The sequence below is a fragment of the Chelatococcus asaccharovorans genome (genome assembly GCF_003201475.1).
Classification (GTDB): Bacteria; Pseudomonadota; Alphaproteobacteria; order Rhizobiales; family Beijerinckiaceae; genus Chelatococcus; species Chelatococcus asaccharovorans.
This window is the reverse complement of the sequence record NZ_QJJK01000011.1, coordinates 153,954-179,885: the sequence shown is the minus strand read 5'-3', so window position 1 is coordinate 179,885 and position 25,932 is coordinate 153,954. Positions and strand designations below refer to the sequence as shown.

The window sequence follows — 25,932 nt, the reverse complement described above, 5'->3', positions numbered from 1 at the left end:
ATTGTCACAACACAAGAAGGAAAAAGGGGAACAGGCATGAAGATCAGCAGACGTACCTTCAACGCGGCGCTTGCCGGGCAGGCGCTGATGGCAGGCATCCTCGGCCGCGGCTCGCAGGCCATGGCACTCCCCGCGGGGACCTTGACCGTTGCGCAAGGCTTCGACCCCGTTTCCCTGTGGCCGAACTTTTCGACCACGCAGGAGCAGATCAACGTCGGCAGCGCCATCGTCGAGTCCTTGTTCTGGGTCGATCCCAAGACCAACAAGACCGAGCCGGTCCTCGCCGAGAGTTTCGCGCTCGAAGACCCGAAGACGGTCAAGATCGTGCTCCGCAAGGGCGTGAAATACACCAACGGCGAGGCCTTTAACGCAGATGCCGTCGTCAATACCTTCAAGATATTCACAGACGTCAAGACAACGCCGGCCTATGGCCGCTACTCGGCTCCGATCGACCGCGCGGAAAAAGTCGACGACTATACGGTCAAGCTTTATCTGAAGCATCCCTATCCGGCGCTTCATCTCATCCTCAGTCAGATTTACATCGTGCCGCCGAAGTACTGGGCGGAGGCCGGTGGGGCGGAAGGCTTCGGCAAGAAGCCGATCGGCACCGGTCCCTATGTCCTGACGGAGTGGATCCGCGACAATCGAATCGTCATGGACGCGAACCCGAACTATTGGGGCAAGGTGCCGGAAGGCATCAAGAAGCTCGTCTGGCGCCCCGTTCCCGATGATACGGCGCGCACCAACGGCCTGCTTGCGGGCGAATACGACATCGCCACCAACATCCCGATCTCGGCAGCCGCGCAGATCAAGGCCCAGAAAGGCCTGCGTGTGGTCTCCGTGCCGAGCTACCGCATCTTTACCATCGGCTTGTCGAACCTGCCGGAGCACCCCGGCCCGCTGCACGACAAGCGCGTGCGCCAGGCGTTGAATTACGCGATCGACAAACAGGCTATTCTCGACAGCCTCCTGCAAGGCCAGGGGCGGCTCTTGAGCGGCCAGATCCTGCGCAAGGAGCAGATCGGCTTCGATCCAGCCGTCAAGGATTATCCCTACGATCCCGCGAAGGCCAAGGCGCTTTTGGCGGAGGCCGGCTTCCCGAACGGCCTGACGATCACCTTCAAATTCCCGACGGGTCGCTATGCCCAGGATCGCGAAGTGGCCGAAGCGGTTGCCGGCATGCTCGCCGAGGTCGGGGTGAAGGCCGAGATGGTCTCGCTGGAAGCGGGAGAATTCCTGCGGCAGCTGAGCGCGCGCGAACTTGCGCCTATGGGCTTCGTGGGCCTTGCGCCGGCCGATGATCCCGATCCGCAATGGGCGCAATACCGCTCGGATTGGCGCTACTCCTATCTCGCAAACCCGGAAATCGACAAGTTGATCGATGCCGGGGCCCAGGAGGTCGATCCGGTAAAGCGCGCGGAGATCTATAAGAAGGCGGCGCAGATCATGCATGACGAAGCATCTGTACTGTTCCTTTATCAGGCGGTTGACCTCTATGGCGTGACCGACCGCGTGAAGGATTTCCTGCCGCGCGGTGATCAGCGCTGGACGCTCTACGGCATGTCCATGGCCTGATTTTGTGTCCTCAGCGTTACTGCCATCCCTGTCGCGGCGGCGTCCCGGGGCAGGGTCACATCTTGGCCGGGCCTGGCCTGTCAGGACCGGCTGCTTTCAAGCCTCGTGAACAGAGGGCGCCATGCTCGGTTACGTGATCAGACGGATCCTCTACACGCTGCCATCCCTTTTCTGCATCCTGGTGGCGTGCTTTCTGCTGACGCGGCTGAGCGGCGATCCGGTGGACCTGTTCCTCCCGATCGACGCCTCCGAGGAGGCGCGGCAGGCGTTTCGCGAGCAGAACGGGCTTGATCGGCCGGTTGTGGAGCAGTTCTTCGTCTTCACGGAACGCGTGATGCGCGGTGACTTCGGCAATTCATTGCGCTTTCAGGAGCCTGCGGTCGATCTTCTTGTCGAGCGTCTTCCGGCGACGCTCGAACTCGCCCTGGCGACCCTGGCGCTGTCGGTCATCATCGGGATCCCGGCAGGTATCGCCTCCGCCTACTTTCGCAACTCGCCGCTCGATTTCACGGTGCGCGGGGTCACTGCCTTCGGACAGGCGGTCCCGACCTTCTACTGGGGCATCTTGTCCATCATCATCTTCTCGGTCTGGTTGCGCTGGCTGCCGAGCACCGGCAGCGGCACGATCTGGCATCTCATCCTGCCGGCGACGACGCTCGCCTCGACGATGCTTGCGCTGGTGACGCGCGTGATGCGCTCGACCCTTCTGGAAACGATCCGCCAGGACTATGTCCGCACGGCCCGCGCCAAGGGATTGGGGGAGATGGCCGTGCTCCTGCACCATGCCGTCCGCAATGCGCTGATCCCGGTTGTCACCATCGTCGCGCTGCAGTTCGGCGTCTTGATGGGCGGTGTCATCGTCACGGAGACGGTCTTCGCCTGGCCCGGGGTTGGACGGCTCGCCATCCAGGCCATCTATGCGCGGGACTATCCGGTGGTTCAGGCTGTTGTCTTCTTTTTCGCTGTCATTTTCGTGCTGTCCAACCTGGCAGCCGATCTCATCCATGCTGTTCTCGATCCGCGCGTGAGGCTGAGATGAGCGCTGTGACCTTGACTGTGGCGCGCTCCCGCAATCCCAAGCTCCTGGCCTTGGGACGCCAACTGCGGTCGCCGGTCGTGCTGATCAGCCTCATCTTCCTTGTCGTCGTGCTGCTCTGTGCGTTGTTTCCGGGCCTGTTCGCGCCGCTCGATCCCTATCATCAGAGCATCGTCAGGCGCCTGCGCCCGCCGTCCTTTCTGACCGGCCAAGGCAACAACTGGCTGGGCACGGACCAGCTCGGGCGGGATATCCTCTCGCGCATCATCTATGGCACGCGGGTGACGCTGGCGATCTCGCTCGCGGCGGTGATCATCGCCTGCGTGATCGGCACCGTGTTGGGTCTGATCGCCGGCTATGCCGGTGGCTGGGTCGATGCGCTGGTTCTGCGGGCCATCGATGCGCAGCTCTCGTTTCCCGTCATTCTTCTCGTCATCGCCGTCACCGCCGCCGTCGGGGCCTCGGTGCCGGTTCTCATCGTGCTGATGGGCGTGTCCGCCTGGCCGCAGATTGCCCGCATCGTGCGCGCCGACGTCATATCCGTACGCGAGCTCGAATATGTGGAGGCCGCCCGCGCCATAGGCGCCTCGCCGATGCGCATCATCCTGAAGCATATCGCGCCGAATGTCCTGTCCGCGCTGATCGTCGTCGCCACCTACGAGCTCTCGCGCATGATCCTCATCGAGGCGACGCTGAGCTTTCTCGGGCTCGGCGTGCAGCCGCCGACCCCGACCTGGGGCGGCATGATCAGCGAGGGCCAGAAATACGTTCAGACGGCCTGGGCGAGTTCGGTTTTCCCCGGTGCCGCGATCACCTTCACCATCCTTGCCATCAACATGCTGGGCGACGCCTTGCGCGATGCGCTCGATCCCCGGCTGGCGAACGAGCAGACATGATGTCCTGCCGCTGACTGCAACGGCCGCGCCGGCGTCATCGCGACAGGCCGGCCGTCCCCTTCCGATCCGTTCTTGAAAAGCCTCATGGAGGAAATGATGACGCACGCCCCCAATGCAAAGCCTTTGATCATAGACGGGCTCAATTGTGCGGCTGTAACGCGCGAACAGATGCAGCGCACCCTCGATGGCGGCGTCTCGGCGATCAACCTGACCGCTACGCGTCCTCAGGCCGGCCTGCACGACGCGCTGCTGCAGCTCGAGGAGCTGCGCAAGACCGTTGCGGCGATGCCGGATCTCGCGACGATCGTGACGAGCGTCGCCGAAATCGAGGCGGCGCACGCGGCAGGTCTCGTCGGCATCATCATCGGCTCGCAGAACTCGCTGATGGTGGAGGGGGATGTGGCGCTCCTCGGCACCTTCAAGCGTCTCGGCATGCGCATCATGCAGCCGACCTACAACGAGCGGAACGCTTTCGGCTATGGCGCGTCCTTCGTCAATGACGGCGACCGCGGCATGACCGAGTCAGGGCGGGCCTGGCTTGCGGCCATGGAGGCCAACGGCATTATCGTCGACCTGTCGCATTCGGGCCTGAAGACCAGCGCGGATTTCATCGCCGCCGCGAAGCGTCCGCTGGTCTTCAGCCACGCCAATGCCTACGCCCTTCATCCGAGCCCGCGCAACAAGACCGATGCTCTGATCCGCGCCGTGGCCGACAAGGGCGGCCTGACGGGCGCTGTCGCCTGGCCGCCGCTGCTGCGCTTCGACAGGATGCCGACAGTCGAGGATGTCGTCGACCACTTCATGCATCTCATCAAGGTCGCCGGCGTCGAGCATGTCGGATTCGGCGGCGACATTCCCGAGGGCTTCCCGCCCAATCCCGAAGGCTGGGCGAAGATGTGGGGCCAGCACGGCATCTATCCGAATGTCACCGGCCCGATGGGCGACTGGTATACCTACGAGAACCGCGCCACCGACGGCATCAATACGATGAGCAAGGTCAGCGCCATGTTCGACCGCCTGAAGGCGCGCGGCGTGCCCGAAAGCGACGTTGACAAGATCATGTCGAAGAACTGGCTGCGCATCATGCGGGACGTTTGGGGCGAATAACGGCGGCGTCCCCGGCCATTCGCTTGGCGGCGGAGCGCGCGGGTGGGGCGACCTTGCTCGCGCGCGCCCGCTTGGGCTCCGGCAGGGCAGGCTGCCCGAGTCCCTGCTGCCCAAGTCCACGCCGTCCGAGGGAGGTCACCTCCTCGGCGAGCATGGCATGAAAGGTCTTGCCCGCCTCCGACAGGGGGCGGTTGGCGCATACGGACATGATCCGGAATACGGGCCCGTTGGGCAGAAGCCTCATGGCAACGCGGTCGCGGTCGGAATCCGCCCAGACCGTGAGGCCGGGCAAGATCGAACACCAGTCGGAATTGATCAAAACCTTGATTGCTGCCGATAGGGAGGTGATCTCGATCGCCTGGCGCGGCTCGCAGTTGTGATCGGCGAGATAGCGGTCGACGACCTTGCGCCAGCGGCTCCAGCTCGACGAGACCACGAGCTTGAGGCGCGACAGCTGGCCGGGCAGGTTGAGATCCCGCATAGCCGCTTCGCGGCTCCGGCAATAGGCGAGATAGGCCGGGCTCTCCAAAAGAACGGTCGCGTTCTCGGCGAGGTCGGTCTCCGGCATCACCACGAAGGAAAACTCGCCGCGCTTCACGCGTTCGGCGAGGGAATGGTTCTCGTCCTCGATGATGATCAGCGAGACGTTCGGGTAGACGTTGACGAAGCGATCGAGCGCGGCTGGCATTACGTGCCGCGCGATCCAGGGCGTGACGCCGACCCGGAGCTCACCCTCCTCGCCACGGAAGCGCTGCAGATCGCGCAGGGCATCGGCATGGGAGCGCAGAAGCTCTACGCAATGCCTGTAGTAGGCTTCCCCCGCCGGGGTTGGCACCACACGCTTGCCGCGGCGGTGGAAAAGCCGGACTTTCAGGCTCTCTTCCATGCGCTGGATGTGCTGGGAAACCCCGGACTGCGTGGCGTTCTCGCGCCGGGCGGCGGCTGAGAACGAGGCTTCCTCGAAGGCCGCGACGAACAACCGGAATTCCTTCAGTCGGCACATGCCACACTCCCCACGCGTTAACCTTGGCCGAAAGGCAAGAAGCTTGCCGTCACGGCGACAGGAAACATGCAGGCTCATTCATCGAAGGGCACGCTGTCAACTCGGGTTTTTTGGGGCCCGTTTGCCCATGCGGGGGCGGAGGTCATAGCGCCGGCGTTGCCGAGGGGGAGATTAGGTCACGCCGCCCGCAGCGCCCGCCTGAGATGCAGCAGCGGGTAAGGACGGCCATCATGGTCCCGGGATGAGCGGCCGACCTCGACAAAGCCGAGCCGTTCATAGAACAGTCGGCCGCCCTTGTTCTGCTCGTTGACGTCGACGAACAGGGCGGCCCGGCTGCGCGCCGCCCATTCCACCAGCGCCCGGCCGCCCCCCTGTCCGTGACGGTCGGGATGCACGAACAGGCTGTCGATGTGGCTGCCGTTCAGGCCGAGAAAGCCGAAGGCCTGACCGCCGTGGTCCACGACGACGGCCAGGTTTTTGGCTGTCGGCAGATATTCGTCGCGTACCATCGCGGCGATCGTGGCCAGATCACGCGGCGCGAGAAAGTCATGCGTCGCGCGAACGGCGGTGTCCCAGATCTCGAACAGCCGCGGCTGGTCATCAGGCGTGGAGGGGCGGATCAGCATGGTCGTGTCGTCAGGCCCATTCGCCCTTGCGGAAGACGGCCGTGCGGCTGCCATCCGCGCCGACACCGTCGATGTCGATCTCGTCCGAACCGATCATCCAGTCGATATGGATGAAGCTCTTGTTGCCGCCCTTGGCGGCGATCTCGTCCGGCGTCAGTTTCGCACCGTCCAGAAAGCACTTCGAGTAGCACTGGCCGAGCGCGATGTGGCAGGACGCATTTTCGTCGAACAGAGTGTTGTAGAACAGGATGCCGCTCTTCGAGATCGGCGAGGAATGCGGCACGAGGGCGACCTCGCCGAGACGCCGCGCGCCCTCGTCGGTATCGAGCACCTTGTTCAGCACTTCCGCGCCGCGGCTTGCCGTCGCATCGACGATGCGCCCGCCCGCGAATGTCACTGCGATGTTGTCGATCAGCGTGCCCTGGTGCGACAGCGGCTTGGTGCTGCGCACATAGCCATCTACCCGATGCGCATGCGGCGTGGTGAAGACTTCCTCGGTCGGAATATTGGGGTTGCAGACGATGCCGTTCTTGGCCTTGGAGGCGCCACCCTGCCATTCGTGATCGTCGGCGAGGCCGATCGTCAGGTCCGTACCGGGGCCCTTGAAATGCAGGGCGCTGAAGCGGCGCTCGTTCAACCAGCGGGTGCGGGTGTTGAGCGCCGCGTTATGCGCCGCCCAGGCGGCGACGGGATCGCCAGCATCGACGCGCGACGCCGCGAAGATGGCATCCGCGAGCCGGCCCACCGCGGTGGCCTCGTCCTCGCCCGGGAAGACCTGCGCCGCCCAGGACGCGCCGGGAAAAGCGACGATATTCCAGTTGATGTCGAAGCCGGCGATCTTCTCCAGCGCCGGCTGATAGGCGACGGAATTCGCCTTGTTGGCGCGGGCGACCTTGCCCGGGTCCTCACCCGAGAGGAGCATGGGATTGTCGCCGACGATGGCGAGACGCGCGGTATTCTCGGCGAAGGCCTTGGCGATGCCATCGTAGAGCCAGCCGGTGGCGCGGTCGAAACTCTCGTCGGGCGCGTAGCGGAAGCGGGCGAGCGTCATCGCCTCATCGGAGAAGAACGGTGTGACGAGGCCGGCGCCGGCCTTGTAGGCATGCTCAGTGATACGCCGCACCAGGGGCAGGGCGACGATCGGCGCCGTGAGAAACAGATTCTGGCCGGGCTGCAGGCCGAGCCCGACCTTCACGGCCACTTCCGCGAGCTTGTCGAGCTTCACGGGATCGATGGGGGAGGGGGCTGTTGCATCTGTGGTCATGGGCGCTCAACCTGAAATTATCCGAAGTGCGAGACATAGCCCGCCTTGGCGCGGCGCGCGACGGGAAATGAAACGACGCGAAGATTGCCGAGGACGCGTCCGCCGTCAATTTGGCGGGTCCGGCCTTGACCGCGGGGGCTTTCTCGCGATCTCAGGCGGGGCCGTGATCACCCGTCGCCGCCACGAGGCCCCTGATGTCATGGCCCCTGATGTCATGGCCCCTGATGTCATGGCCCCTGATGTCATGGCCGATGCGTGTGGCGAGCACCTCGGAGGACGTCAGCCCTGCCAGCTCGCAGTTGCCCGCGAATTTCGTCAGGATGAAATCCAGATCGACCGGCCGGTCCTTTGCGCCAAGATTGATCGCGATGCGCTTGGTGAGGCGGCTGTCGTTGTCCAGCACCACCGTGACCGCGCCGCCGTAGTAGCGCGGGAAGTCCAGGGTGGCATCGCCCATGCAGGTGACACGCCGGGCAAGGTCGAGAATCGCCGGATCCGCCAGTTGCTCCGGCGTCAGCTCGCCGAGGCCGAAGCGCCGCGCCGCCAACGCCGTGGCCACCAGGAAGGGGAGGGCGAATTGCGCTTCCGAGACGCCTGCAGGTTGCGCCTTCGCCGCTTTGGGCTCGGCGATCTTCGGCAGGACGGGCGGCGGAACACGCGCCTCGACGCGGGCGATCGCCTTGATGTCGATGGCGTGGGTGAGCGCGAGATCGATCGCCGCCTCGATGCAGGCATGGGTGTAGTAGGCGGCGGGAAACGGTTTCACCGCGACGGCGAGGGTTTCCCAGCTGGCGCCGAGGGTCGCCAGCATCGCATCCGCTTGATCTGCCGGCATGGGCGCATGCGTAAAGCTGGCGAACAGCCCGTGCTGGCCTTCAAAAGCGCCCTGTGCTCCGGCGATGCCCTCGCGTGCCAGCGACGCGGCGAGGAGGCCACATTGCGCGGCCCAGCCGGCGTGGAAGCGCTTGCCGACGCCGCCACCTCTCAGGAACTGCATCGAGCCGGAGGCCATCGACAGGGCGAGGCCTTGGGCATCCACAAGCTGCTGGGCCGTGAGCCCGAGCAATTTGCCGGCGGCGAGCGCCGCGGAAAAAACGCCGACCACGCCGGTCGGGTGGAAGCCGGCCGCCTGGAACGCGCCCGGCGCCAGCGCGCCGACGCGGGTGCTGCATTCGAGCCCCGCGACATAGGCTGTGACGAGAGCGTCGTCCGCCGCGCCTGTCATCTCGGCTGCGGCCAAGGCCGCGGCGAAGGCGGTTGCGGTCGGATGCAGGACGGCGCCCATATGGGTGTCGTCGAACTCCAGGCTGTGGATCAGCAGCCCGTTGAGCAGCGCCGCGTCACGCGGCTGGAACCGTTCCGCATGGCCGACGACGGAGCACGCGCCCGCACCGGCCAGTGACGTGAGCGCGGCGACGAATGCCTCATCCATGCCGCGGGCGCGGGCCGCGATGCCCGTGCCGATACCGTCGAGGATGAGATGGCGCGCCCGCTCCATCACCACGGCCGGAATGTCCGCCGGCGTCAGACCGCATACAAACTGTGCGAGGACGTCTGCAATGGCCGGCGCTGTCATCGCAGCCTCATTCCTGCTGTCGCTTCGGGACGCACTCACTCGTGGCGCAGGCGCGGATCGGTCGCGTCCCGCAGTCCGTCGCCAAGCAGGTTGAGGGCAATCATGACGGTGAGGATGGCGAGGCTCGGGAAGATGACGAGCCAGGGGGCATCGAGCATGTTCTCGAAGCCGTCGCGGATCATGCCGCCCCAGGTCGGCGTCGGCGGCCGCACCCCGAGGCCGATGAAGGAGAGCGAGGCTTCCGTGCGGACGGCGGTGGCGAGCCACAGGGTGCCGAGCACGACGACCTCGTCGGCGATGTTCGGGATGATGTAGCGCACCATGATCTTGAGATCGGAAAAGCCGATGGTGCGTCCGGCTTCCACGAATTCGCGGTTCCTGATCGACAGCGTCGGCGCCCGGGCGATCCGCGCGAAAGGCGCGATGGCGGTAAAGGCGATGGCGACGATGAGGTTCATCATGGTGGGGCCGAGCACGGCGACGACCAGCAAACCCATCACCAGGCTGGGGAAGGACAGGAGGACGTCCATAGAGGCCATGATGATGCGATCGGTGCGACCGCCGAAATAGCCGGCGACCACGCCGAACGCGCCGCCGATGACCATGGCGAGCGAGATCGACGTGATGCTGACGAAGAGCGACACGCGCGCGCCCCAGATGATGCGCGACAGCGTATCGCGCCCGTAGGTGTCGTTGCCGAGCCAGTGTTCCGCCGTGGGCGGCCCCAGGTTCAGGATGATGTTCTGCTCGTCCGGGTCATAGGGGGCGATCCACGGAGCGAGGATCGCCGCCAGCGTCACGATGACCATGATGGTGGCGCCGAGCGAGGCCGCCTTGTTGCGGCGGACCCAGCGCCAGACCTTGCTGCCGGCCGACCTGCGGATCTCGGGAACTGCGCTCATTTGTTGCGAACCCTCGGATCGATGACGCCATAGATGAGGTCAGTCAGAATATTGGCGAGGACGATGAAGACGGCATAGATCACCAGCATCGCCTGCAGCGTCGGATAGTCGCGCTGGTTGAGCGCGATGACGATCAATTTGCCGAGGCCCGGCCTGTTGAAGACGATTTCCGTCAAGACCGAATTGCCGATGAGCACACCGAGATAAAGACCGATGACCGTCACGATAGGGATCAGCGCATTGCGCAGGGCGTGGCGGCCGACGACGACGCCGGGCGGCACGCCCTTGGCCTGCGCGGTGCGGATGTAGTCCTGGTTGATCACCGCGAGCATGCTCGAGCGGCTGACGCGGGTGATATAGGCCACCATGATCAGGCCGAGATTGAGCGCCCGCAGGCGTTGTGCCGGATCGGCATAGCTCGCCTCGCCGATCACCGGGAAGAGCGGAATGGTGATGGCGAAGGCCAGGAGAAGCAGGATCGCGGAGATGAACGCGGGGAATGACAGGCCGAGCAACGAGAAGAAACGGACGACGTAGTCCGCCCAGCCGTTGCGGTAACGCGCCGAAATCACGCCGAGCGGCACGCCGAAGATGACACCGATCAGCAGCGCCGCCCCGGTCAATTCGAAAGTATAGGGCAAGACGCGCCAGACTTCCGTGAGCACCGGCTGGTTGCTGATCATGGAGCGGCCAAGATCACCCTGCAGCACGGACCCGAGAAACGAGAAATACTGCTCGATCAGCGGCCGGTTCAGCCCGAGCTGCTCTCGCAATGTCTCAAGCGCCGGGGCACTCGCGGATTCGCCGAGAATGACGATGGCGGGGTCGCCGGGAGCCACGCGCACGACGAAGAACACGACGGTGAGTACGCCGAGCAGGGTCGGAATGGCCACAAGCAGCCGCTTGAGAATGAAGGTCAACACGGATGCGGGCCTCGTCTGTCCCCACGGCATGGCGCCGCCTTGCGGCAACCGCGGCCGCGAGGCGAGCGGAAGGAGCGTGAGCGCATGTACCACCGATAGCTGCGAATGACCGTCACCTTAGGGGGCGGGTGATATCATCGTCAATATGAAATTTTCACTTGAATGATGTAGTCACAAATGCGAGCGTTTCATCAATGTGACGGCAGCGGGTTCAGGAGATGGAAGGCAAAGTGACGACTTATGAAGCGCGGAGCGTCGCCGACCTGTGGCTTGGGCAGCAGATTCGGCAGACGCGGAAAAAGCGTGGTCTTTCCATCTCGGCACTCTCACAGACCTGCGGCCTTTCCGTCGGTCTCGTCAGCCAGATCGAGCGGGGACTGAGTTCGCCCTCGGTCAGGGTGTTGCGGCTCATTGCCGATGCGCTCCAGGTTCCGTCCGAGACGCTGCTGAAATTCGGCGAGGCGCCCAGCGTCGACGAGAAGGGCATTGTCGCGCGGGCCGGCAGCCATCCCTCGCTCAATGCGCCGGAGAAGGGCATCGAGAAGGTGATCGTCACGCCGCAGCCCTCGGCCGGTATCAACGTCTATCGCGCCTATATCGAGCCGGGTGGCTCGACGGGCGAGGAGCTCTTCACTATCGAGCGTGGCGAGCAGGTCGGTCTTGTTCTGCAAGGACAGCTCGAGCTCTGGATCGAGGACAAGGCCTTCATGCTCAATCCGGGTGATAGTTTCCGCTATCACAGTAAAGCGCCTCACAGATGGCGTAATCCCGGTCAGACGCGGGCAGAAGTTATTTGGGTTGTCGCCGCCGTTCCATTGAGCAGCGACTAGTTCTTCACAGGGGTGAATAAAAATGCAATTGAAATCGGCCATCGTCGCGCTTGGCTTGTCCATCAGCGCGGTCGCTCTTCTTCATGCCGCGCCCGCGCTGGCGCAGGACAAGGTGCTGTCCGTGGGCATGGCGGCGTCTGATCTCGGGACGCTCGATCCGCACCGTGGCGCCGCCACCCAGGAGAAGATCCTGCTGGCCTGGATGTTCGACGGGCTGGTACGCTTCAAGCCCGGCTCGGTCAGCCTCGATGACATCGAGCCGGATCTCGCCGAGAGCTGGACGATCTCGGATGACAAGAAGGTCTGGACGTTCAAGCTGCGCGAGGGCGTCAAGTTCCATGGTGATTTCGGCACGCTGACGGCCGACGACGTCGTGTTCTCGCTGCAGCGCGCGGCTGATCCGAAGCGTTCCTCATTCTCCTCCGACTTCGCGAATATCGAGAAAGTCGAGGCTGTCGACCCGCTCACCGTGAAGATCACGCTCAAGAAGCCTTCGTCGTCGCTCCTCTATTCTCTCGTCAACTTCCAGGGCGGGTTCATCGTCAGCAAGAAGGCCGTCGAGCAGTATGGCGACGACTTCCGCACCAAGGCCGTCGGCACCGGCCCCTTCGCCTTTGATGACTACAAGGCCAGCCAGTCGGTGACGCTGAAGGCGCACAAGGATTATTTCCGCGGCACGCCGAAGATCGACAAGATCATCTATCGCTATATCCGCTCGGACGCGAGCCGCGACCTTGCCTATACATCTGGTGAACTGGACCTTATCTATGGTCGCCAGGATCAGAAGTGGGCCGAGCGCATGAAGGGCCTGAAGGATACGGTCCTGGACGTGATGGAGCCTGCCTATCAGGGCACGGCCTATCTCAACATGTCGCACAAGCCGCTGGATGATATCCGCGTCCGGCAGGCCATCGCGCATGCCATCGACACCCAGCAGGTGGTCGACTTCAAGGGCCGTCTCGTGTCGACGCTGCCGACGACCATCTTCCCGACGGCGACGCTGGGCGCCGATCCCGATGCCAAGCTGCCCGCCTACGATCCCGCGAAGGCCAAGCAACTCCTCAAGGAGGCGGGCTACGGCGACGGCCTCAAGTTGAAGGTCATCGCCAGCCAGAACGTCACCAGCCTCGGCCCGGCACAGATCGTCCAGTCGCAGCTCAAGAAAGTCGGCATCGACATCGAGATGGATGTCGTCGAACACGCGACTTACCATCAGCAGATCCGCCAGAACCTCAGCGATATCGTCGTCTACGGCGCCTCGCGCTTCCCGGTCGCCGGCAATTACCTCAAGGAATTCTACCATTCCGGCAGCGCCGTCGGCACGCCGACGGCGGTGACGAACTTCTCGCACTGCAAGGTTGCCGACAAGGAGATCGACGAAGCCGCCGAGGAGATCGAGCAGGCCAAGCAGATCAAGCTGTGGAAGGTGGCCCAGGAGAAGATCATCGCCGACGTCTGCGCGGTGCCGCTGTTCGAGCAGAAACTCGTCTGGGCGCGCCGCGCCGGTCTCGACTACGGCTACAAGCTCGATGGCTCCCTGTCCTACGGGCCGCTGATCACCGAGAAGACGACGCTCACCAAGTAATAGGCCTGGCAATAGGCCTGACACTAGACTTGCGTTAGGCCATGTTGGTAACGCTGAGTATTGGCTAAATAAAACCATGAGACCGTCTCTGGCATCATTGAATCGTCGCCGCTTCGACATCGTCGTCGTCGGCGGCGGCATAAATGGCGCGGCCGCTGCCCAGCAGGCTGCCGCGCAGGGCTATTCGGTCGCGCTCTTCGAGAAGGGCGATTTCGGCTCCGGCAGCACCGCGCGCTCGAGCCGCCTTCTCCACTGCGGCCTGCGCTATCTCGTGCCGGGCGGGCCGCTGACGACGTTTCTCTGGCACCCGGACCGATTCATCAAGGCCGTCAATACGGTGCGCCGCTCGATGGCGGTGCGCAGCGATTTCGTGAAGACGCAGCCTGAGCGCGTCCGCAAGATCCGCATGCACTATCCCATCTATCACGGCGGGCCCTATGCGCCGTGGCAGGTGGACAGCGCCTTCCTCCTGCTGCGCAGCCTGGGCGAGGGCGGTGTGCCGCTGGATTACGAACGCGTGCCGGCGCAGAAGGCGTTGGCCGAGCAGCCCTTTGTGCCATGGCTCCGGGATCTCGACAAACTCCGCGCGGTCTCCTGCTACACCGAATACCAGATCGACTGGCCGGAGCGTGTGGCGATCGACATGGTGCGCGACGCCGAGCGGCTCGGAGCTGTCGCGCGCAATTATACGCCAGCCGTCGGTGTGCAGCGCGATGGCGAGGCCTGGCGCGTGACGCTGGCCGATGCCGGCACGGGCGAGCAGGCCACGGTTTCAGCGCCCGTGGTTCTCAATCTCGCCGGCATCTGGGTCGACGACGTCAATGCGCTGACCGGGCAGCCCGTGTCGCCGAAGATAACGGGCACGAAGGGCGCGCATATCGTCGTGAAGCTGCCGCCGGAATGCCAAGGCCATGGCGTCGCCGGCGTCACCCGCGCCGGGCGGCCGTTCTACTGTATGCCCTGGCGCGACCTGCATTTCTTCGGTCCGACCGAGACGCTGTATGAGGGCGACCGGGACGCCATTGCCGTCGATGCTGCCGATCTCGAGTTCCTGCTCGCCGAGACCAACCATCTCGTGCCGGGGCTCGGCATCACGCGGAGCGATGTGGTGTCCACCTGGGCGGGCGTGCGGCCGCTGACCTACGAGCCGGGCCTGCCCATGGGCGCCCGCAACCGCAAGATCCATGATCTGTCGGCAGAGGGATTGTCGGGCCTGTTCGCGCTCACCAACGGCTCGCTCGGCGCGCACCGTGCCACGGGGCAGGATCTTGTCGCCGCGGCCGCGCGCTTCGTGAAACCGTCCGGCGAGCCGGGCACCCTGTCACGGGCCGCGCTGCAATTCCCCGACAACACCAATTCCGCGCGCCTCGAACCCGATGCGTCCACCACGCTTGCCGACGTCCGTCATGCGGTCGGCGTCGAGCAGGCGCAGACGCTGGAGGACGTACTGCTGCGTCGCACCGGCCTCGCGTGGTCGGCCGACCAGGGACGGGCCGCAGCCGCGCCGGCGGCGGAGGCCATGGCCGCCATGCTTGGCTGGGATGACGTGCGGATCAAGGCCGAGGTCTCCGGCTATCGCGCCATGCTCGACAGGCTTTACAGCGTGCCGGGCGCCGGCGGAGATCCTTCGTCGGTCGCAACCGGTGAGGGCCGCCATGCGTCGCGCGGTTGACCAGGACCGGCCGTCTATTTCCTTCTTCATCAATGGGCAGCGCTTTACGGGCAAGCTGGGTGATACCGTGCTGACGGCCGTTCTGACACAAGCCGGTCATCTGCGAACATCGGAATTCGAGCACCAGCCTCGCGCGGGCTTCTGCCTGATGGGCGCCTGCCAGGATTGTTGGGTGGTGACCGAGGCTGGTCCGGCGGTGCGCGCCTGTTCGACGCTGCTGGAAGACGGCATGGCCTTCGTGATCGAAGGGCTTCCAGGGACATGAGCGGCCGGCCTTCCCCGGAGATCAGGCCGGTCGTGGTCGGTGCCGGCCCTGCGGGCATCCGGGCCGCGGAGGCGCTCGTTGCTGCCGGTCTGCGCCCGGTCGTCCTCGATGAAGGCGAGCGCGCGGGCGGCCAGATCTATCGGCAGCCGCCGGCCGCCTTCAGCCGGAGCCGCAAGGCGCTTTACGGCTTCGAGGCCGGGAAGGCAGAACGACTGCACGCGACATTCGCGGCGCTTCGCGCGCACATCGACTATCGCCCGCGGACGCTCGTCTGGAATGCCGTGCCTGGCGAACTGCATGTCATGGGCGACGCCGGGCCGGCGACGGTGCCCTTCAGCCATCTCGTGCTGGCGACCGGCGCGACCGATCGCATCTATCCCTTCAAGGGCTGGACGCTGCCGGGCGTCTTCAGCATGGGCGGGGCGCAGATCGCGTTGAAGGCGCAGGGATGCACCATCGGCGAGACGGTCGCGCTCGTCGGCACCGGGCCGCTGCTCTATCTCGTCGCCTATCAATATACCAAGGCCGGTGCCCGCATCGCCGTCATCCTCGATAGCGCGCGCTTTACCGACCAGATCGCCGGGGCGCCGGCCATGCTGCGCCAGCCGGCCACGCTGGCGAAGGGCCTCTATTACGTCGCATGGCTCAAGGCGCGGGGGATCATGATTGTCAATGGCGCGATCCCCATGGCGGCCGAGGGTACGGAGCGCGTTGAGCGCCTTGTCTGGCGCACGCCTGCGGGCGAGGGCCGGGTGGCCTGCGATGCCATTGCGCTCGGCTACGGCCTGCGCGCGGAAACCCAGATCGCCGATCTCCTGGGATGCCGCTTCAGCTATAGCGCGGCGGAACACGAGAGCCTGCCCGCAAGCGATGCGACCGGGCGCACGTCCGTTGCAGGCGTCTATATCGGGGGCGACGGGGCGGGCATTCTCGGCGCGGATGCCGCCGAGGCGGCCGGCACGCGGGCGGCTCTCGCCCTGTGCGAAGACGCCGGCCTCGGCGTTGATGGGGCAGCCACGGGCGCGCTCGAGGCCAGGGTCGGGCGCTGGCGCGGTTTTCGCGCAGGGATCAGGCGGGCCTTTCCGGAGCCTGTCGCGGCCGATTTCGCGCTCGCCGACGACGTCATTCTGTGTCGCTGCGAGGAGATCACGGTCGGCGCCCTGCGCGCCGCCTGCCGTGAGGATGGCGTCGATGAATTGAACCGGCTGAAGGCCCTGACCCGCATCGGCATGGGGCGCTGCCAGGGGCGGATGTGCGGGCCGGCGGCCCGCGCGCTCCTGGCCCACCATAGCGGACGATCGCCGGGCGACGTCGGCCGTCTGCGCGGCCAGGCGCCGATCAAGCCGATGCCTCTCGCGCCCATGCCTCTCGTTTTCGACGAGGCGAAGCCGTGAAGAATTTCGATACGGATGTTGCGGTCGTCGGTGCCGGGCTGATCGGCAGCGCGACCGCGCTTGCGCTGCGCCAGCGCGGCGTGGCGGTGGTGATGCTGGAGCGTGATCTCGGCGGCTCGCGGGCCAGTGGCGTCAATTTCGGCGGCGTCCGCCGGCAGGGCCGCTCGCCGGCGCAACTCCATCTCGCTGCGCGGGCGCATCCCATCTGGGCGGATCTCAAGGCAAAGATCGGCATCGACGGCGAATATGTGCGGTCGGGCCATATCAAGCTGGCGCGCTCCCAGGCCGACCTCACCGCGCTGGCGGCCTATGCCGCGCGTGTCGCCGATTTCGACCTCGGGCTCGAGATCCTGGAGGGCAGGGCGTTCCGCGAGCGCTATCCCTGTTTCGGGCCGGAGATCATCGGCGGCTCCTTCTGTCCCGGCGACGGGCAGGCCAACCCGCGCCTCGTCGCGGCCGCCTATGCGCAGGCGGCGCGGCAGGCCGGTTGTGAGGTGATCGAGCGTTGCCCGGTGACCGGGATCACGCGCGAAGGTGATGGCTTTCTCTTGCGCTGCGGCGATGCTGTCGCGGTACGCGCACGCCGGCTGGTCAATGCCGCGGGGGCCTGGGGCGCCGGGATCGCGGCGGCGCTCGGAGACGACATTCCGATGCGCTTCGACTACCCGACCATTCTCGTCACCGAGCCGTTGCCGCCGATCGTCAGCGTCAATATCGGCATCGAAGGGGGCGGCTTCTACGGACGGCAAGTCGAGCGCGGCAATCTCGTGATGGGCGGCGGCTTCGGCGTGGCGAGCGGCGACGGGGCGTCCCGCCCCGACAGTGGCGCGCTGGCGCGCATCGGCGGCCGCGCCGCGGCCATCCTGCCGGCAACGCGTCACGCCCGCGTCATCCGCATCTGGGCCGGCATCGAAGGCTATACGGCCGACAAGAACCCCTTCATCGGCGAAAGTGCAAACGTGCCGGGCCTTTTCCATGCTTTCGGCTTCAGCGGCGGTGGCTTTCAGATCGCGCCGGCCGTTGGCGAGGTGCTTTGCGAACTGATCTGTGAGGGTCGCAGTTCCACACCCGTTGAAGCCTTCCGTCCGGATCGCTTTCAACAACAATCCGCCGAGCCAGGGAGGACACCGTGAGCCTCGTCATCATCCGCAAGACCGCGCCTGTGGCCGCCTGGCTGGACGCGCTTGCCTGCGCTTGCCCGGATCTCGATGTGCATGTCTGGCCGGAGACCGGACCCATCGAGGATGTCGAGTTCGTGCTGACATGGGCGGCGGACAGAGGCGTTATCGCGCGTTTCCCCAATCTCAAGGGCATCTTCTCGCTGGGGGCCGGCGTCGACCATATTCTCTCGGACCCGACCGTGCCGACAAACCTGCCGGTCGTCCGCATGATCGACCCGTCCCTGACGCGCAACATGGTGCAATATGTCGTTCTCGCCGCGCTGCGCCACCATCGCCGCTGGGAGGAGATGCTGACCAATCAACGGGCGCGCCGCTGGCAGCGCCCCGATGTCGGCCCCGCGCGCATCGGCATCCTCGGCATGGGCGAACTCGGCCAGGCCTGTGCGCGGCAGTTCCTGTCGCTCGGCTATGCCGTGAGCGGCTGGAGCCGGCGTGGCCGCCCGGTTGAGGGCGTCGAGGTCTTCGCGGGCGATGATGGGCTTTTCGCCTGCCTGGCGCAGAGCGATATTCTCGTCTCGCTCCTGCCGCAGACGGCCGCGACAGAGAACCTTCTCGACCGTTCGACCCTCGGGCAATTGCCGCAAGGGGCCTATCTGATCAATGCCGGCCGTGGCGAGCATCTCGTCGAGGCGGATTTCCTCGCGCTCCTCGACGCGGGCCATCTTGCCGGCGCGGCGCTCGATGTCTTTTGGCAGGAGCCCCTGCCGCCCGAGCATCCGTTCTGGACCCATCCCGCGATAACCGTCACGCCGCATGCCGCGAGCTGGACGGTTCCGGCCACGGCCGCCGCGCAGGTGGCGCAAGCGATCGAGGCGCTGCGAAACGGCAAGCCGCCGCGTGGCCTTGTCGACCGCACGACGGGCTATTGAGAGATCCGGCCATCCAGTGTCGGGACTGTGGCCACGCCATCGTCGTGATGTCCCGAAGGAACCGCATCGTCATTCCGGGGCGGGCCGATGGGCCCGAGCCCGGAATCCATGAACACGAAGGCAAACCAGGAAACTGCCGGCCCGACGCGTCTTCTTGTTAGATCCGGTGTTCGTGGATTCCGGGCTCCTCGCTGACGCGAGGCCCCGGAATGACCTACTGCTTCTTCACCTTGCTCGCGTCCATCTTCACCGACGGATCGAGGAACTTTGTGGTCACGATGGTCGTGGCGTCGAAGGGCTTGTCGAGGCCGATCATCGTCAAGACGAGCTCGTAGTCCTTCTTGACGCGGTCGGCGTCGATCCAGCCGAGCGACTTGGCGACGGTGAACTCGTCCGTCATCATCTCCTTGATGCGCTCCCACTGGTTGGTCTGCACCTGCCGGTCGAGCCCGGAGGTGGCAGCGATCAGCGCGTCGAGGCACGGATTGACATCGGCGACGCAGGCGGCGAACGCCTTCTGGCTGACCTTCACGAAGGCATCGATGACCTTCTCGTTCTTGGCGAGATAGGCGCCGTTGACGATGATCGAATTGCCGTAGGGGTTGAGGCCCACGTCCTTCCACGGGAGATAGCCGAGATCGGCGCCGAACTCGCGCACCTTCAGGTCATGCTCGTTATAGAAGTCGCTGATGATGTCGACGGCCTTGCTCTTCAGCGAGGCCATCTTGGCCTGGGGGGTGATATTGACGAAACTCACCGCCTTCGGATCGATGCCGGCGGCCTTGGCGAAGGCCGGCCACATCACGCGCGAGGCATCGCCTGGAGGATTGCCGATCTTGTGCCCGGGGAAATCCTTGGCGCCGTTGATGCCCGAGCTCTTCAGCCAGTAGAAGCCCTGCGGCGTGTTGGCGTAGACGCTCATCACGGCGACGACGTCGGCCCCCTTGCCACGCGCCACGATGGCCGTGGCGAGATCGGCGATGCCGAGCTCGGACTGGCCGGCGCCAACCTTCTGCGCGGCGACGCCCGATCCCTTGCCAACCTCAATGTTGAGGTCGATGCCCGCCTTCTCGTACCAGCCCTGCGCCTTCGCGTAGTAATAAGGTGCATGGTCGGCCGTCGGTGTCCAGTTGAGGATGAGGTTGAGCTTCTCGGCGGCTTGAGCTGAACCGCTGGCGACGGACAAAGCCAGCACGGCGGTGCCGATCATCTGGACAATCTTCATGACAATTCCCCTCTGTTCGTCGAAAGCGCGCCGATACATCACGAGCGGCTGGTTTCTCCCGCACGGGATGACGGCGGTCGGGCCTCTGTGTCGCGATTGTGGTCTCACGGCCATCTTGGTCCCATGGCCATTGTGGTCCCATGGCCGTCGTGCTTGTCGCGCGATCCATAAATCGCTACCAACCCCGTGCGAGGGCGTCAAATACTTTTCAACCAGTTGGTTGGTAATTTGCGACGAAGTGATAAGCTCGCCGGCGGGCGAGCAGCGCTGAAGGAGGTCGTGATGGCTGAGGTGATCAGTACGGGAACCCGGGGGCCGCGTGCCCGGCGCGACCCCGTGGCGAGCCGGCAGGCCCTGATGGCGGCCGCCCGCGTCGAATTCGCGCAGAAGGGGCTGGCCGGGGCCCGGGTCGATGAGATCGCGGCGCGCGCCGGGGTCAACAAGCAACTCGTCTATCACTATTTCGGCGACAAGGACGGCCTCTATCTCGCCGTCCTCGAATGGATCTACGACGAGATCCGCGCGCAGGAGCGTACGCTCAATCTGCGCGGCCTGGCGCCGGACAAAGCCATCAAGCGCCTGATCGAGACGTCGTTCGACCATCTCAAGGACCATCCCGATTTCGTGGCGCTGCTGAACGACGAGAACCGCCATGGCGCCACCCACGTACGGTCGTCGTCGATGTTGCCGGAGATGCATTCGCCCTTCGTGGCGCTGATTGCCGAAACCTTGGAAAAGGGCACGGCGGCGGGCGTTTTCCGGCCCGGGATCGACCCGATGCAGCTCTATATTTCGATCGCCGGCCTCGGCTATTTCTACTTTTCCAATGCGCCGACGCTGTCGGCGATCTTCAAGAAAGACCTCATGGCACAGGCCGCCTTGAAGGCGCGGCGTCGCCACATCGTCGACCTTGTGATGAGCTCGATCCTCATCAAATAATCAACTATCTAGTTGATATCTGCGTTCGCTTCCGCTAGCCTTCCTGCAATCCTGAAAGGAACGGGAACGGTGTCGGAGCAAACTATCCCTCTCGTCCGCGACCAGTCCGCCGAGGTGATCGCGGCGCGCTGGCGTTCAGCCGGCCGCATCGGCGTCATCGTCGCGGTGCATCTCGCCGTCCTCGCCTTCTGGCAATGGGCGGTCGACTGGTTCGCCATACCCGCCTTCATCCTGCCGTCGCCTGCGGCGACGCTGGCGACGCTCGGCTCGGCCCAGTACGCCTGGGTCTCGAATACCCTTGTCACCGCTACGGAAATATTCGGCGGCTACGCGCTCGGTGTCTTCATCGGCGTGACCCTGGCGTTGATGTTCTCATGGTCACGCTGGCTGGCGCTGATCTTCCTGCCGTTGTTCGTGACCTTGAACATGATTCCGAAGGTGGCGCTCGGCCCGCTGTTCATCGTGTGGTTCAGCTACGGCATCGTCCCGAATATTCTGATTGCCTTCAGCATCTGCTTCTTCCCGATCCTTTTGACGACGGCGCGCGGCCTCGGTGAGGTCGATCCCGACCTGCTCGATCTCGTGCGCTCGCTCAAGGGCACGCGCTGGCAGCTGTTCCGCAAGATCCAGCTCCCCGGCGCCCTGCCTTACGTGTTCTCGGGCATGAAGGTCGGCGCCATCCTGGCGGTTGCGGGCGCCACCGTCGGCGAGTTCATCGCCTCGGAGCGCGGCCTCGGCTACCTGATGATCCAGGTGCAGGCATCGCTCGACACGCCGGCCATGCTGATGGCCGTCATCCTCCTCACGCTTCTCGGTGTCCTGCTGTACGCGCTGGTGCTCCTGCTGGAGCGGCTGGTGATCGTGAGGGATGTCCGCATTCAATGAGGTCCATCGTGACAACCACGCCTTCCGTGCTGACGGCCACATCCCTGCCGGCGCGCATCACGTCGATCGCCGAACTCGACGATCTGCTGTGCCGGCCCTCGCAGGCCCTGATCGATGATCTCGCTGATGTCGACGGCGACATCATGATCGTCGGGGTGGGCGGCAAGATGGGGCCGACTGTCGCCGGTCTCGCCAAGGCGGCCGCGCCGCACAGGCGTGTCATCGGCGTGGCGCGCTTCTCCGAGCCCGGCTTGAAGGACGCGCTCGAGGCGCGGGGCATCGAGACCATCGTCTGCGACCTTCTCGACGAGGCGGCCGTCGCGGCGCTCCCCAAGGTCGACAACATCATCTTCATGGCGGGGCGCAAGTTCGGTGCCGGTGGTGATCTTGGATTGACCTGGGCGATGAACGTCCATGTGCCCGGCATCGTGGCGCAGGCTTTCCGCGGCTCGCGCATCGTCGCCTTCTCCACGGGCTGCGTCTATCCCTTCGTGCCCGTGGACGGGCGCGGCGCCGATGAGAGCGTCGCCGCCGATCCGCCGGGCGAATATGCCCAGTCCTGCGTGGGGCGTGAGCGCTTTTTCGAGTATTTCTCGGGAAAGTTCGGCACGCCGGGCCGGCTCTTCCGGCTGAACTATGCCATCGACATGCGTTACGGCGTGCTGCACGACATCGCCACGAAGGTCCTCGCGGGCAAGCCCATCGACGTCACCATGGGCCATGTCAATGTGATCTGGCAGGGGGATGCCTCGGCCCAGGCTCTGCGTTGCCTGAAGCATTGCACCACGCCGACGACCCCGATCAATGTCAGCGGCTCCGAAATCCTGGCGGTGCGCGATCTCGCCGTGCGCATGGGCGAGCGGCTGGGCACGACCCCCGTCATCACCGGCACGGAGGCGCCGACCGCCTGGCTCACCGATACCTCGCTTGCGGTGAGCCTGTTCGGGGAGCCGATTGTCTCGACCGCGCAGATGATCGAATGGACGGCCGACTGGGTGGCGCGCGAGATGCCAAGCCACGGCAAGCCGACCAAATTCGAGGTGCGGGATGGGCGCTACTGAGGCCATAACCCTGGACGGCGTCAGCCTTGGCCGTCTCCAGCCCGGCGAGGCGGCGGCGGGGCTTGCCCTGTCCGACGCCGCCGGCTGGAACCAGACGGCGGATGACTGGCGGCTGTTTCTGGCGATGGCCGATGTCTTCGCCGCGCGCGCCCCTGATGGCCCGGTGGTGGCCACTGCCGCGCTCTTGCCCTATGCGTCCGCTGCCTGGATCAGCCTCGTGCTGGTCCATGCGGACTGGCGTCGCCGGGGGCTGGCGACGGCGCTGATGCGGCATTGCCTCGACGTTGCCGACCAGAGGTCCCTGACCTGCTGGCTCGATGCGACCCCGGCAGGCGCCACGGTCTATGAGCAGCTGGGCTTCCGGCCGGCGGGCGAACTCGTGCGTCTGCGCCGCAAGGCGGCTGGCCTGTCGAAGCCGGATACGCCGCGTGGGTGCGGGGCGGGGGATGTCGCGGCGCTCGTCGCGGCCGACGCGGCCGCCTTCGGTTTCAGCCGCGCGGCGGTTTTGACTGAGATGGCGGGCCGCGCGGGCTCGCAGCTTTATAGGAAAGGCGAGGCGATTGCGCTGGTGCGCGACGGCCGCAAGGCGCGCCAGCTCGGCCCGATCCTCGCGCCCGACGAGGCGCGTGCGACGGCGCTGGTGGATGACATTCTGGCCGGCGAGGCCGGCGAATTGGTGATCGATCTCGCGGCGGATCGCGGCGTCTTGCGCGCGCATCTGATTGCGCGTGGCTTCGTCGAGGAGCGCCCGTTCCTGCGCATGCTGCGCGGTGCGCATCATGTTGCTGGTATCGGTGAAGAATTCATGGCCGGCGCCGGGCCCGAATACGGCTGAGGGCGGCTCAGGAGCATTGTCAAGCGAAGTGGAAACCGGTTCGCGTGAAGCCAATGCGTAGAGATAAGGACTTGGACCATGTCCGGCGAACCGGCGTTCGCGGGAATAGTCCAGGATGGCGCGATGGACTGCTGCAGAGGCTGAAGCAAGAGGCTTGATCATGGGATTGCATCACACGGACCTGAGCCCGGACGTTCTCGGCCTTCTGCGTGAAGGCGCCGTCATCCCGGCGCATCCGCTGGCCCTCGATGCGGGGCGCCAGCTCGACGAGCGCCGCCAGCGTGCCCTGACGCGCTATTATCTCGACGCGGGCGTCGGTGGGCTCGCCGTCGGTGTGCACACCACACAATTCGCCATCCGCGATGTCGGGCTCTACGAGCCGGTGCTGAAGCTCGCCGCCGAGACGGCGCGGGCCTGGACGGACCGGCCGCTGGTCATGGTCGCGGGCCTCTGCGGCACGACCGACCAGGCGATCAGCGAGGCGAAGATCGCCGTCGCCAATGGCTACCACGCCGGCCTCCTCAGCCTCGCGGCGATGAAGGGCAGCAGCGTCGATGCGCTGATCGCCCATTGCGAGGCGGTGGCGCGGGAGATCCCGCTCATCGGCTTCTATCTGCAGAGCGCCGTCGGCGGCATGACGCTCGGCGTCGATTTCTGGCAGCGCTTCGCGGCGATCGACAATGTGGTGGCGATCAAGGTGGCACCCTTCCACCGCTATCGCACGCTCGATGTCGCGCGCGGCGTGGCACTGGCCCGCGCCGAGGATCGCGTCACGCTCTATACTGGCAACGATGACCACATCGTGCTCGATCTGGTGACGCCCTTCGATGTGCGCCGCGGCAACGGCGAGACGGCGCGCGTGCGCTTCCGCGGCGGCCTGCTCGGCCACTGGTCGGTCTGGACATCGAAGGCGGTGGAGCTGATGCAGCGCTGCCGCGCGGCGCGCGAGGCGGGCCATGTCGATGCGGACCTGCTGGCGCTCGACGCGCGCGTGACGGACTGCAACGCCGCCTTCTTCGACGTGGCCAATAACTTCCACGGCTGCATTGCCGGCTGCCACGAGATCCTGCGCCTGCAAGGTCTGCTCGAGGGCATCTGGTGTCTCGATCCCGAAGAGGGCCTCGGGCCGGGCCAGAAGGCCGAGATCGACCGCGTGCGCGTGGAGCATGCCGATCTCGGCGACGACGACTTCGTCCGGGCCAATCTCGCGCGGTGGCTGGCATGAGCGGGGAGCCCTTCATCAGCCTGCGCAACGTGCGCAAGGTCTATGGCTCCGGGGCGCGCGAATTCCTCGCCGTCTCGGACGTGACCATGGATATCGCCGAGGGCGAGATGGTCTCGCTCGTCGGCCCCTCCGGCTGCGGCAAGACCACGGTGCTCAAGATCCTTGCCGGCCTGCACACGGCCGATGGCGGCACGGTGGCGATCGGCAATGCGGACACGCCGTTCAACCCCGGGCGGGACGTCGGCATGGTGTTCCAGCAGGCGCTGCTTCTGAAGTGGCGCACCATCATGGACAATGTGCTGTTGCCGGCGGAGATCGTCGGCCTGCCGATGCGCGAGGCGCGTGAGCGGGCGAAACACCTCCTCGCCATGGTCGGTCTCGGCGGCTTCGCGGAAAAGTACCCGCAGGAGCTCTCAGGCGGCATGCAGCAGCGCGCCGCCATTGCCCGCGCCTTGATCCATGATCCGAAACTCATCCTCATGGACGAGCCCTTCGGCGCGCTCGACGCCATGACGCGCGAGCTCATGCATATCGAGATGCTCAGGATCTGGGGCGAGAGCGGCAAGACGATCATCTTCGTCACCCACAGCATCCAGGAAGCCGTGTTCCTCGGCACCCACTGCGCCGTGCTGACGGCCGGCCCCGCCCGCATGGCCGATTATTTCCCGATTACCTTCCCCGGCGAACGCACCGTCGCCTTGAAGACGCATGAGAACTTCGGCGAATACTGCCGGCGGATCTATACGGAGCTCGGCTTTCCCGCCGGGCATTAGAATAGCACCGCGCTCGACAAGCATTTGCGCTGGTGATGGATCCCCTTTCCGTCGCTGTGCGACGCCGGGGACGACATGCGGGATGAGCCGCGCCGATCCTCGCTGCCCGGGACGCGGCGCTGATCCCTCCCCCTTGGGGGAGGGTGGCGCCATAGGCGCCGGGTGGGGTCGACCCGCCGGCTGGGCGTAAGTGTTGCATGGCGGCCGGAGCATAGCTTTCGGCCTGGTACCCCCACCCGACCTCGCTGTCGCGAGGCCACCCTCCCCCTAAGGGGGAGGGATCAG

24 protein-coding genes are annotated in these 25,932 nt (G+C 65.5%); 17 read left to right on the top strand and 7 right to left on the bottom strand.

Translation table 11 applies throughout. The features are described from left to right. The first annotated feature begins 36 nt into the window (after window positions 1-36). The 4 genes from C7450_RS24520 to C7450_RS24505 all read left to right on the top strand — a co-directional run bounded on the left by C7450_RS24520 (window position 37) and on the right by C7450_RS24505 (window position 4,614). The gene (locus tag C7450_RS24520; RefSeq protein WP_110377093.1) at window positions 37-1,575 is read left to right on the top strand and encodes an ABC transporter substrate-binding protein; all 1,539 of its coding nucleotides are present in this window, start codon (window positions 37-39) and stop codon (window positions 1,573-1,575) included. A gap of 121 nt (window positions 1,576-1,696) precedes the next feature. Then, window positions 1,697-2,614 carry an ABC transporter permease gene (locus C7450_RS24515; RefSeq protein ID WP_110377092.1) on the top strand — a complete coding sequence of 306 codons (918 nt, stop codon included), beginning with the start codon at window positions 1,697-1,699 and terminating at the stop codon, window positions 2,612-2,614. After that, window positions 2,611-3,507 (top strand): ABC transporter permease, encoded by an 897-nt coding sequence (locus tag C7450_RS24510; protein WP_210206528.1) that lies wholly within the window; start codon window positions 2,611-2,613, stop codon window positions 3,505-3,507. Before C7450_RS24515 ends, C7450_RS24510 begins: the two co-directional genes overlap by 4 nt. A 96-nt stretch (window positions 3,508-3,603) precedes the next feature. Continuing rightward, the gene (locus C7450_RS24505) at window positions 3,604-4,614 is read left to right on the top strand and encodes a dipeptidase (RefSeq protein ID WP_170147413.1); all 1,011 of its coding nucleotides are present in this window, start codon (window positions 3,604-3,606) and stop codon (window positions 4,612-4,614) included. On the opposite strand, the gene C7450_RS24500 is transcribed toward C7450_RS24505, so the two are convergent. The 6 genes from C7450_RS24500 to C7450_RS24475 form a co-directional block, all read right to left on the bottom strand. Then, window positions 4,589-5,617, bottom strand: a complete 1,029-nt coding sequence (locus tag C7450_RS24500; RefSeq protein WP_170147412.1) for a LysR family transcriptional regulator — start codon at window positions 5,615-5,617, stop codon at window positions 4,589-4,591. The genes C7450_RS24505 and C7450_RS24500 overlap by 26 nt on opposite strands. A 176-nt stretch (window positions 5,618-5,793) precedes the next feature. Further along, window positions 5,794-6,243, bottom strand: coding sequence for an acetyltransferase (locus C7450_RS24495; protein WP_110377089.1), 450 nt, complete (start codon window positions 6,241-6,243; stop codon window positions 5,794-5,796). 10 nt (window positions 6,244-6,253) lie between these two features. Beyond that, window positions 6,254-7,507 carry an aminopeptidase gene (locus C7450_RS24490; protein ID WP_110377088.1) on the bottom strand — a complete coding sequence of 418 codons (1,254 nt, stop codon included), beginning with the start codon at window positions 7,505-7,507 and terminating at the stop codon, window positions 6,254-6,256. A 151-nt stretch (window positions 7,508-7,658) separates the two neighbouring features. Continuing rightward, window positions 7,659-9,083 carry an MmgE/PrpD family protein gene (locus tag C7450_RS24485; RefSeq protein WP_110377087.1) on the bottom strand — a complete coding sequence of 475 codons (1,425 nt, stop codon included), beginning with the start codon at window positions 9,081-9,083 and terminating at the stop codon, window positions 7,659-7,661. Window positions 9,084-9,118: 35 nt separating this feature from the next. Then, window positions 9,119-9,985: an ABC transporter permease gene (locus tag C7450_RS24480; protein WP_110377086.1), complete on the bottom strand. Its 867-nt coding sequence runs from the start codon at window positions 9,983-9,985 to the stop codon at window positions 9,119-9,121. Beyond that, the gene (locus C7450_RS24475; protein WP_110377213.1) at window positions 9,982-10,908 is read right to left on the bottom strand and encodes an ABC transporter permease; all 927 of its coding nucleotides are present in this window, start codon (window positions 10,906-10,908) and stop codon (window positions 9,982-9,984) included. Before C7450_RS24475 ends, C7450_RS24480 begins: the two co-directional genes overlap by 4 nt. A 230-nt stretch (window positions 10,909-11,138) precedes the next feature. Between C7450_RS24475 and C7450_RS24470 the strand changes: the two genes are divergently transcribed. The 7 genes from C7450_RS24470 (at window position 11,139) to C7450_RS24440 (ending at window position 18,704) form a co-directional block, all read left to right on the top strand. Next, complete coding sequence (locus C7450_RS24470) at window positions 11,139-11,738, top strand: helix-turn-helix domain-containing protein (RefSeq protein WP_210206527.1); 600 nt, start codon at window positions 11,139-11,141, stop codon at window positions 11,736-11,738. Between the two features lie 22 nt (window positions 11,739-11,760). Next, the gene (locus C7450_RS24465) at window positions 11,761-13,323 is read left to right on the top strand and encodes an ABC transporter substrate-binding protein (RefSeq protein WP_110377084.1); all 1,563 of its coding nucleotides are present in this window, start codon (window positions 11,761-11,763) and stop codon (window positions 13,321-13,323) included. Between the two features lie 76 nt (window positions 13,324-13,399). Next, entirely contained in the window at window positions 13,400-14,995 is a 1,596-nt protein-coding gene (locus C7450_RS24460; RefSeq protein ID WP_110377083.1) for an FAD-dependent oxidoreductase, read from the top strand. Beyond that, on the top strand, window positions 14,979-15,260 hold the full coding sequence (locus C7450_RS24455) for a (2Fe-2S)-binding protein (RefSeq protein ID WP_110377082.1): 282 nt from the start codon (window positions 14,979-14,981) through the stop codon (window positions 15,258-15,260). Before C7450_RS24460 ends, C7450_RS24455 begins: the two co-directional genes overlap by 17 nt. Further along, window positions 15,257-16,654, top strand: coding sequence for an FAD/NAD(P)-dependent oxidoreductase (locus C7450_RS24450; RefSeq protein WP_110377081.1), 1,398 nt, complete (start codon window positions 15,257-15,259; stop codon window positions 16,652-16,654). The genes C7450_RS24455 and C7450_RS24450 overlap by 4 nt, the downstream gene beginning before the upstream one ends. Further along, a complete protein-coding gene (locus C7450_RS24445) occupies window positions 16,651-17,787 on the top strand; it encodes an NAD(P)/FAD-dependent oxidoreductase (protein ID WP_110377080.1) in 1,137 nt (378 codons plus the stop codon). The genes C7450_RS24450 and C7450_RS24445 overlap by 4 nt, the downstream gene beginning before the upstream one ends. Beyond that, window positions 17,784-18,704, top strand: coding sequence for a 2-hydroxyacid dehydrogenase (locus tag C7450_RS24440; protein WP_110377079.1), 921 nt, complete (start codon window positions 17,784-17,786; stop codon window positions 18,702-18,704). The genes C7450_RS24445 and C7450_RS24440 overlap by 4 nt, the downstream gene beginning before the upstream one ends. Window positions 18,705-18,918: 214 nt before the next feature. On the opposite strand, the gene C7450_RS24435 is transcribed toward C7450_RS24440, so the two are convergent. Then, window positions 18,919-19,929 (bottom strand): ABC transporter substrate-binding protein, encoded by a 1,011-nt coding sequence (locus C7450_RS24435; protein ID WP_110377212.1) that lies wholly within the window; start codon window positions 19,927-19,929, stop codon window positions 18,919-18,921. Between the two features lie 282 nt (window positions 19,930-20,211). Here C7450_RS24435 and C7450_RS24430 point away from each other — a divergent pair, with 282 nt between their 5' ends. From C7450_RS24430 to C7450_RS24405, 6 genes are all read left to right on the top strand, one after another. Further along, window positions 20,212-20,868 carry a TetR family transcriptional regulator gene (locus C7450_RS24430; RefSeq protein WP_110377078.1) on the top strand — a complete coding sequence of 219 codons (657 nt, stop codon included), beginning with the start codon at window positions 20,212-20,214 and terminating at the stop codon, window positions 20,866-20,868. Between the two features lie 114 nt (window positions 20,869-20,982). Further along, entirely contained in the window at window positions 20,983-21,753 is a 771-nt protein-coding gene (locus C7450_RS24425; RefSeq protein WP_110377211.1) for an ABC transporter permease, read from the top strand. An 8-nt stretch (window positions 21,754-21,761) separates the two neighbouring features. After that, the gene (locus C7450_RS24420) at window positions 21,762-22,814 is read left to right on the top strand and encodes an NAD-dependent epimerase/dehydratase family protein (RefSeq protein ID WP_245450089.1); all 1,053 of its coding nucleotides are present in this window, start codon (window positions 21,762-21,764) and stop codon (window positions 22,812-22,814) included. Continuing rightward, window positions 22,801-23,649, top strand: a complete 849-nt coding sequence (locus tag C7450_RS24415) for a GNAT family N-acetyltransferase (protein WP_110377076.1) — start codon at window positions 22,801-22,803, stop codon at window positions 23,647-23,649. The genes C7450_RS24420 and C7450_RS24415 overlap by 14 nt, the downstream gene beginning before the upstream one ends. 160 nt (window positions 23,650-23,809) lie before the next feature. Next, entirely contained in the window at window positions 23,810-24,874 is a 1,065-nt protein-coding gene (locus C7450_RS24410; RefSeq protein ID WP_110377075.1) for a dihydrodipicolinate synthase family protein, read from the top strand. Continuing rightward, the gene (locus tag C7450_RS24405; protein WP_210206526.1) at window positions 24,871-25,647 is read left to right on the top strand and encodes an ABC transporter ATP-binding protein; all 777 of its coding nucleotides are present in this window, start codon (window positions 24,871-24,873) and stop codon (window positions 25,645-25,647) included. The genes C7450_RS24410 and C7450_RS24405 overlap by 4 nt, the downstream gene beginning before the upstream one ends. Window positions 25,648-25,932: the final 285 nt, after the last annotated feature.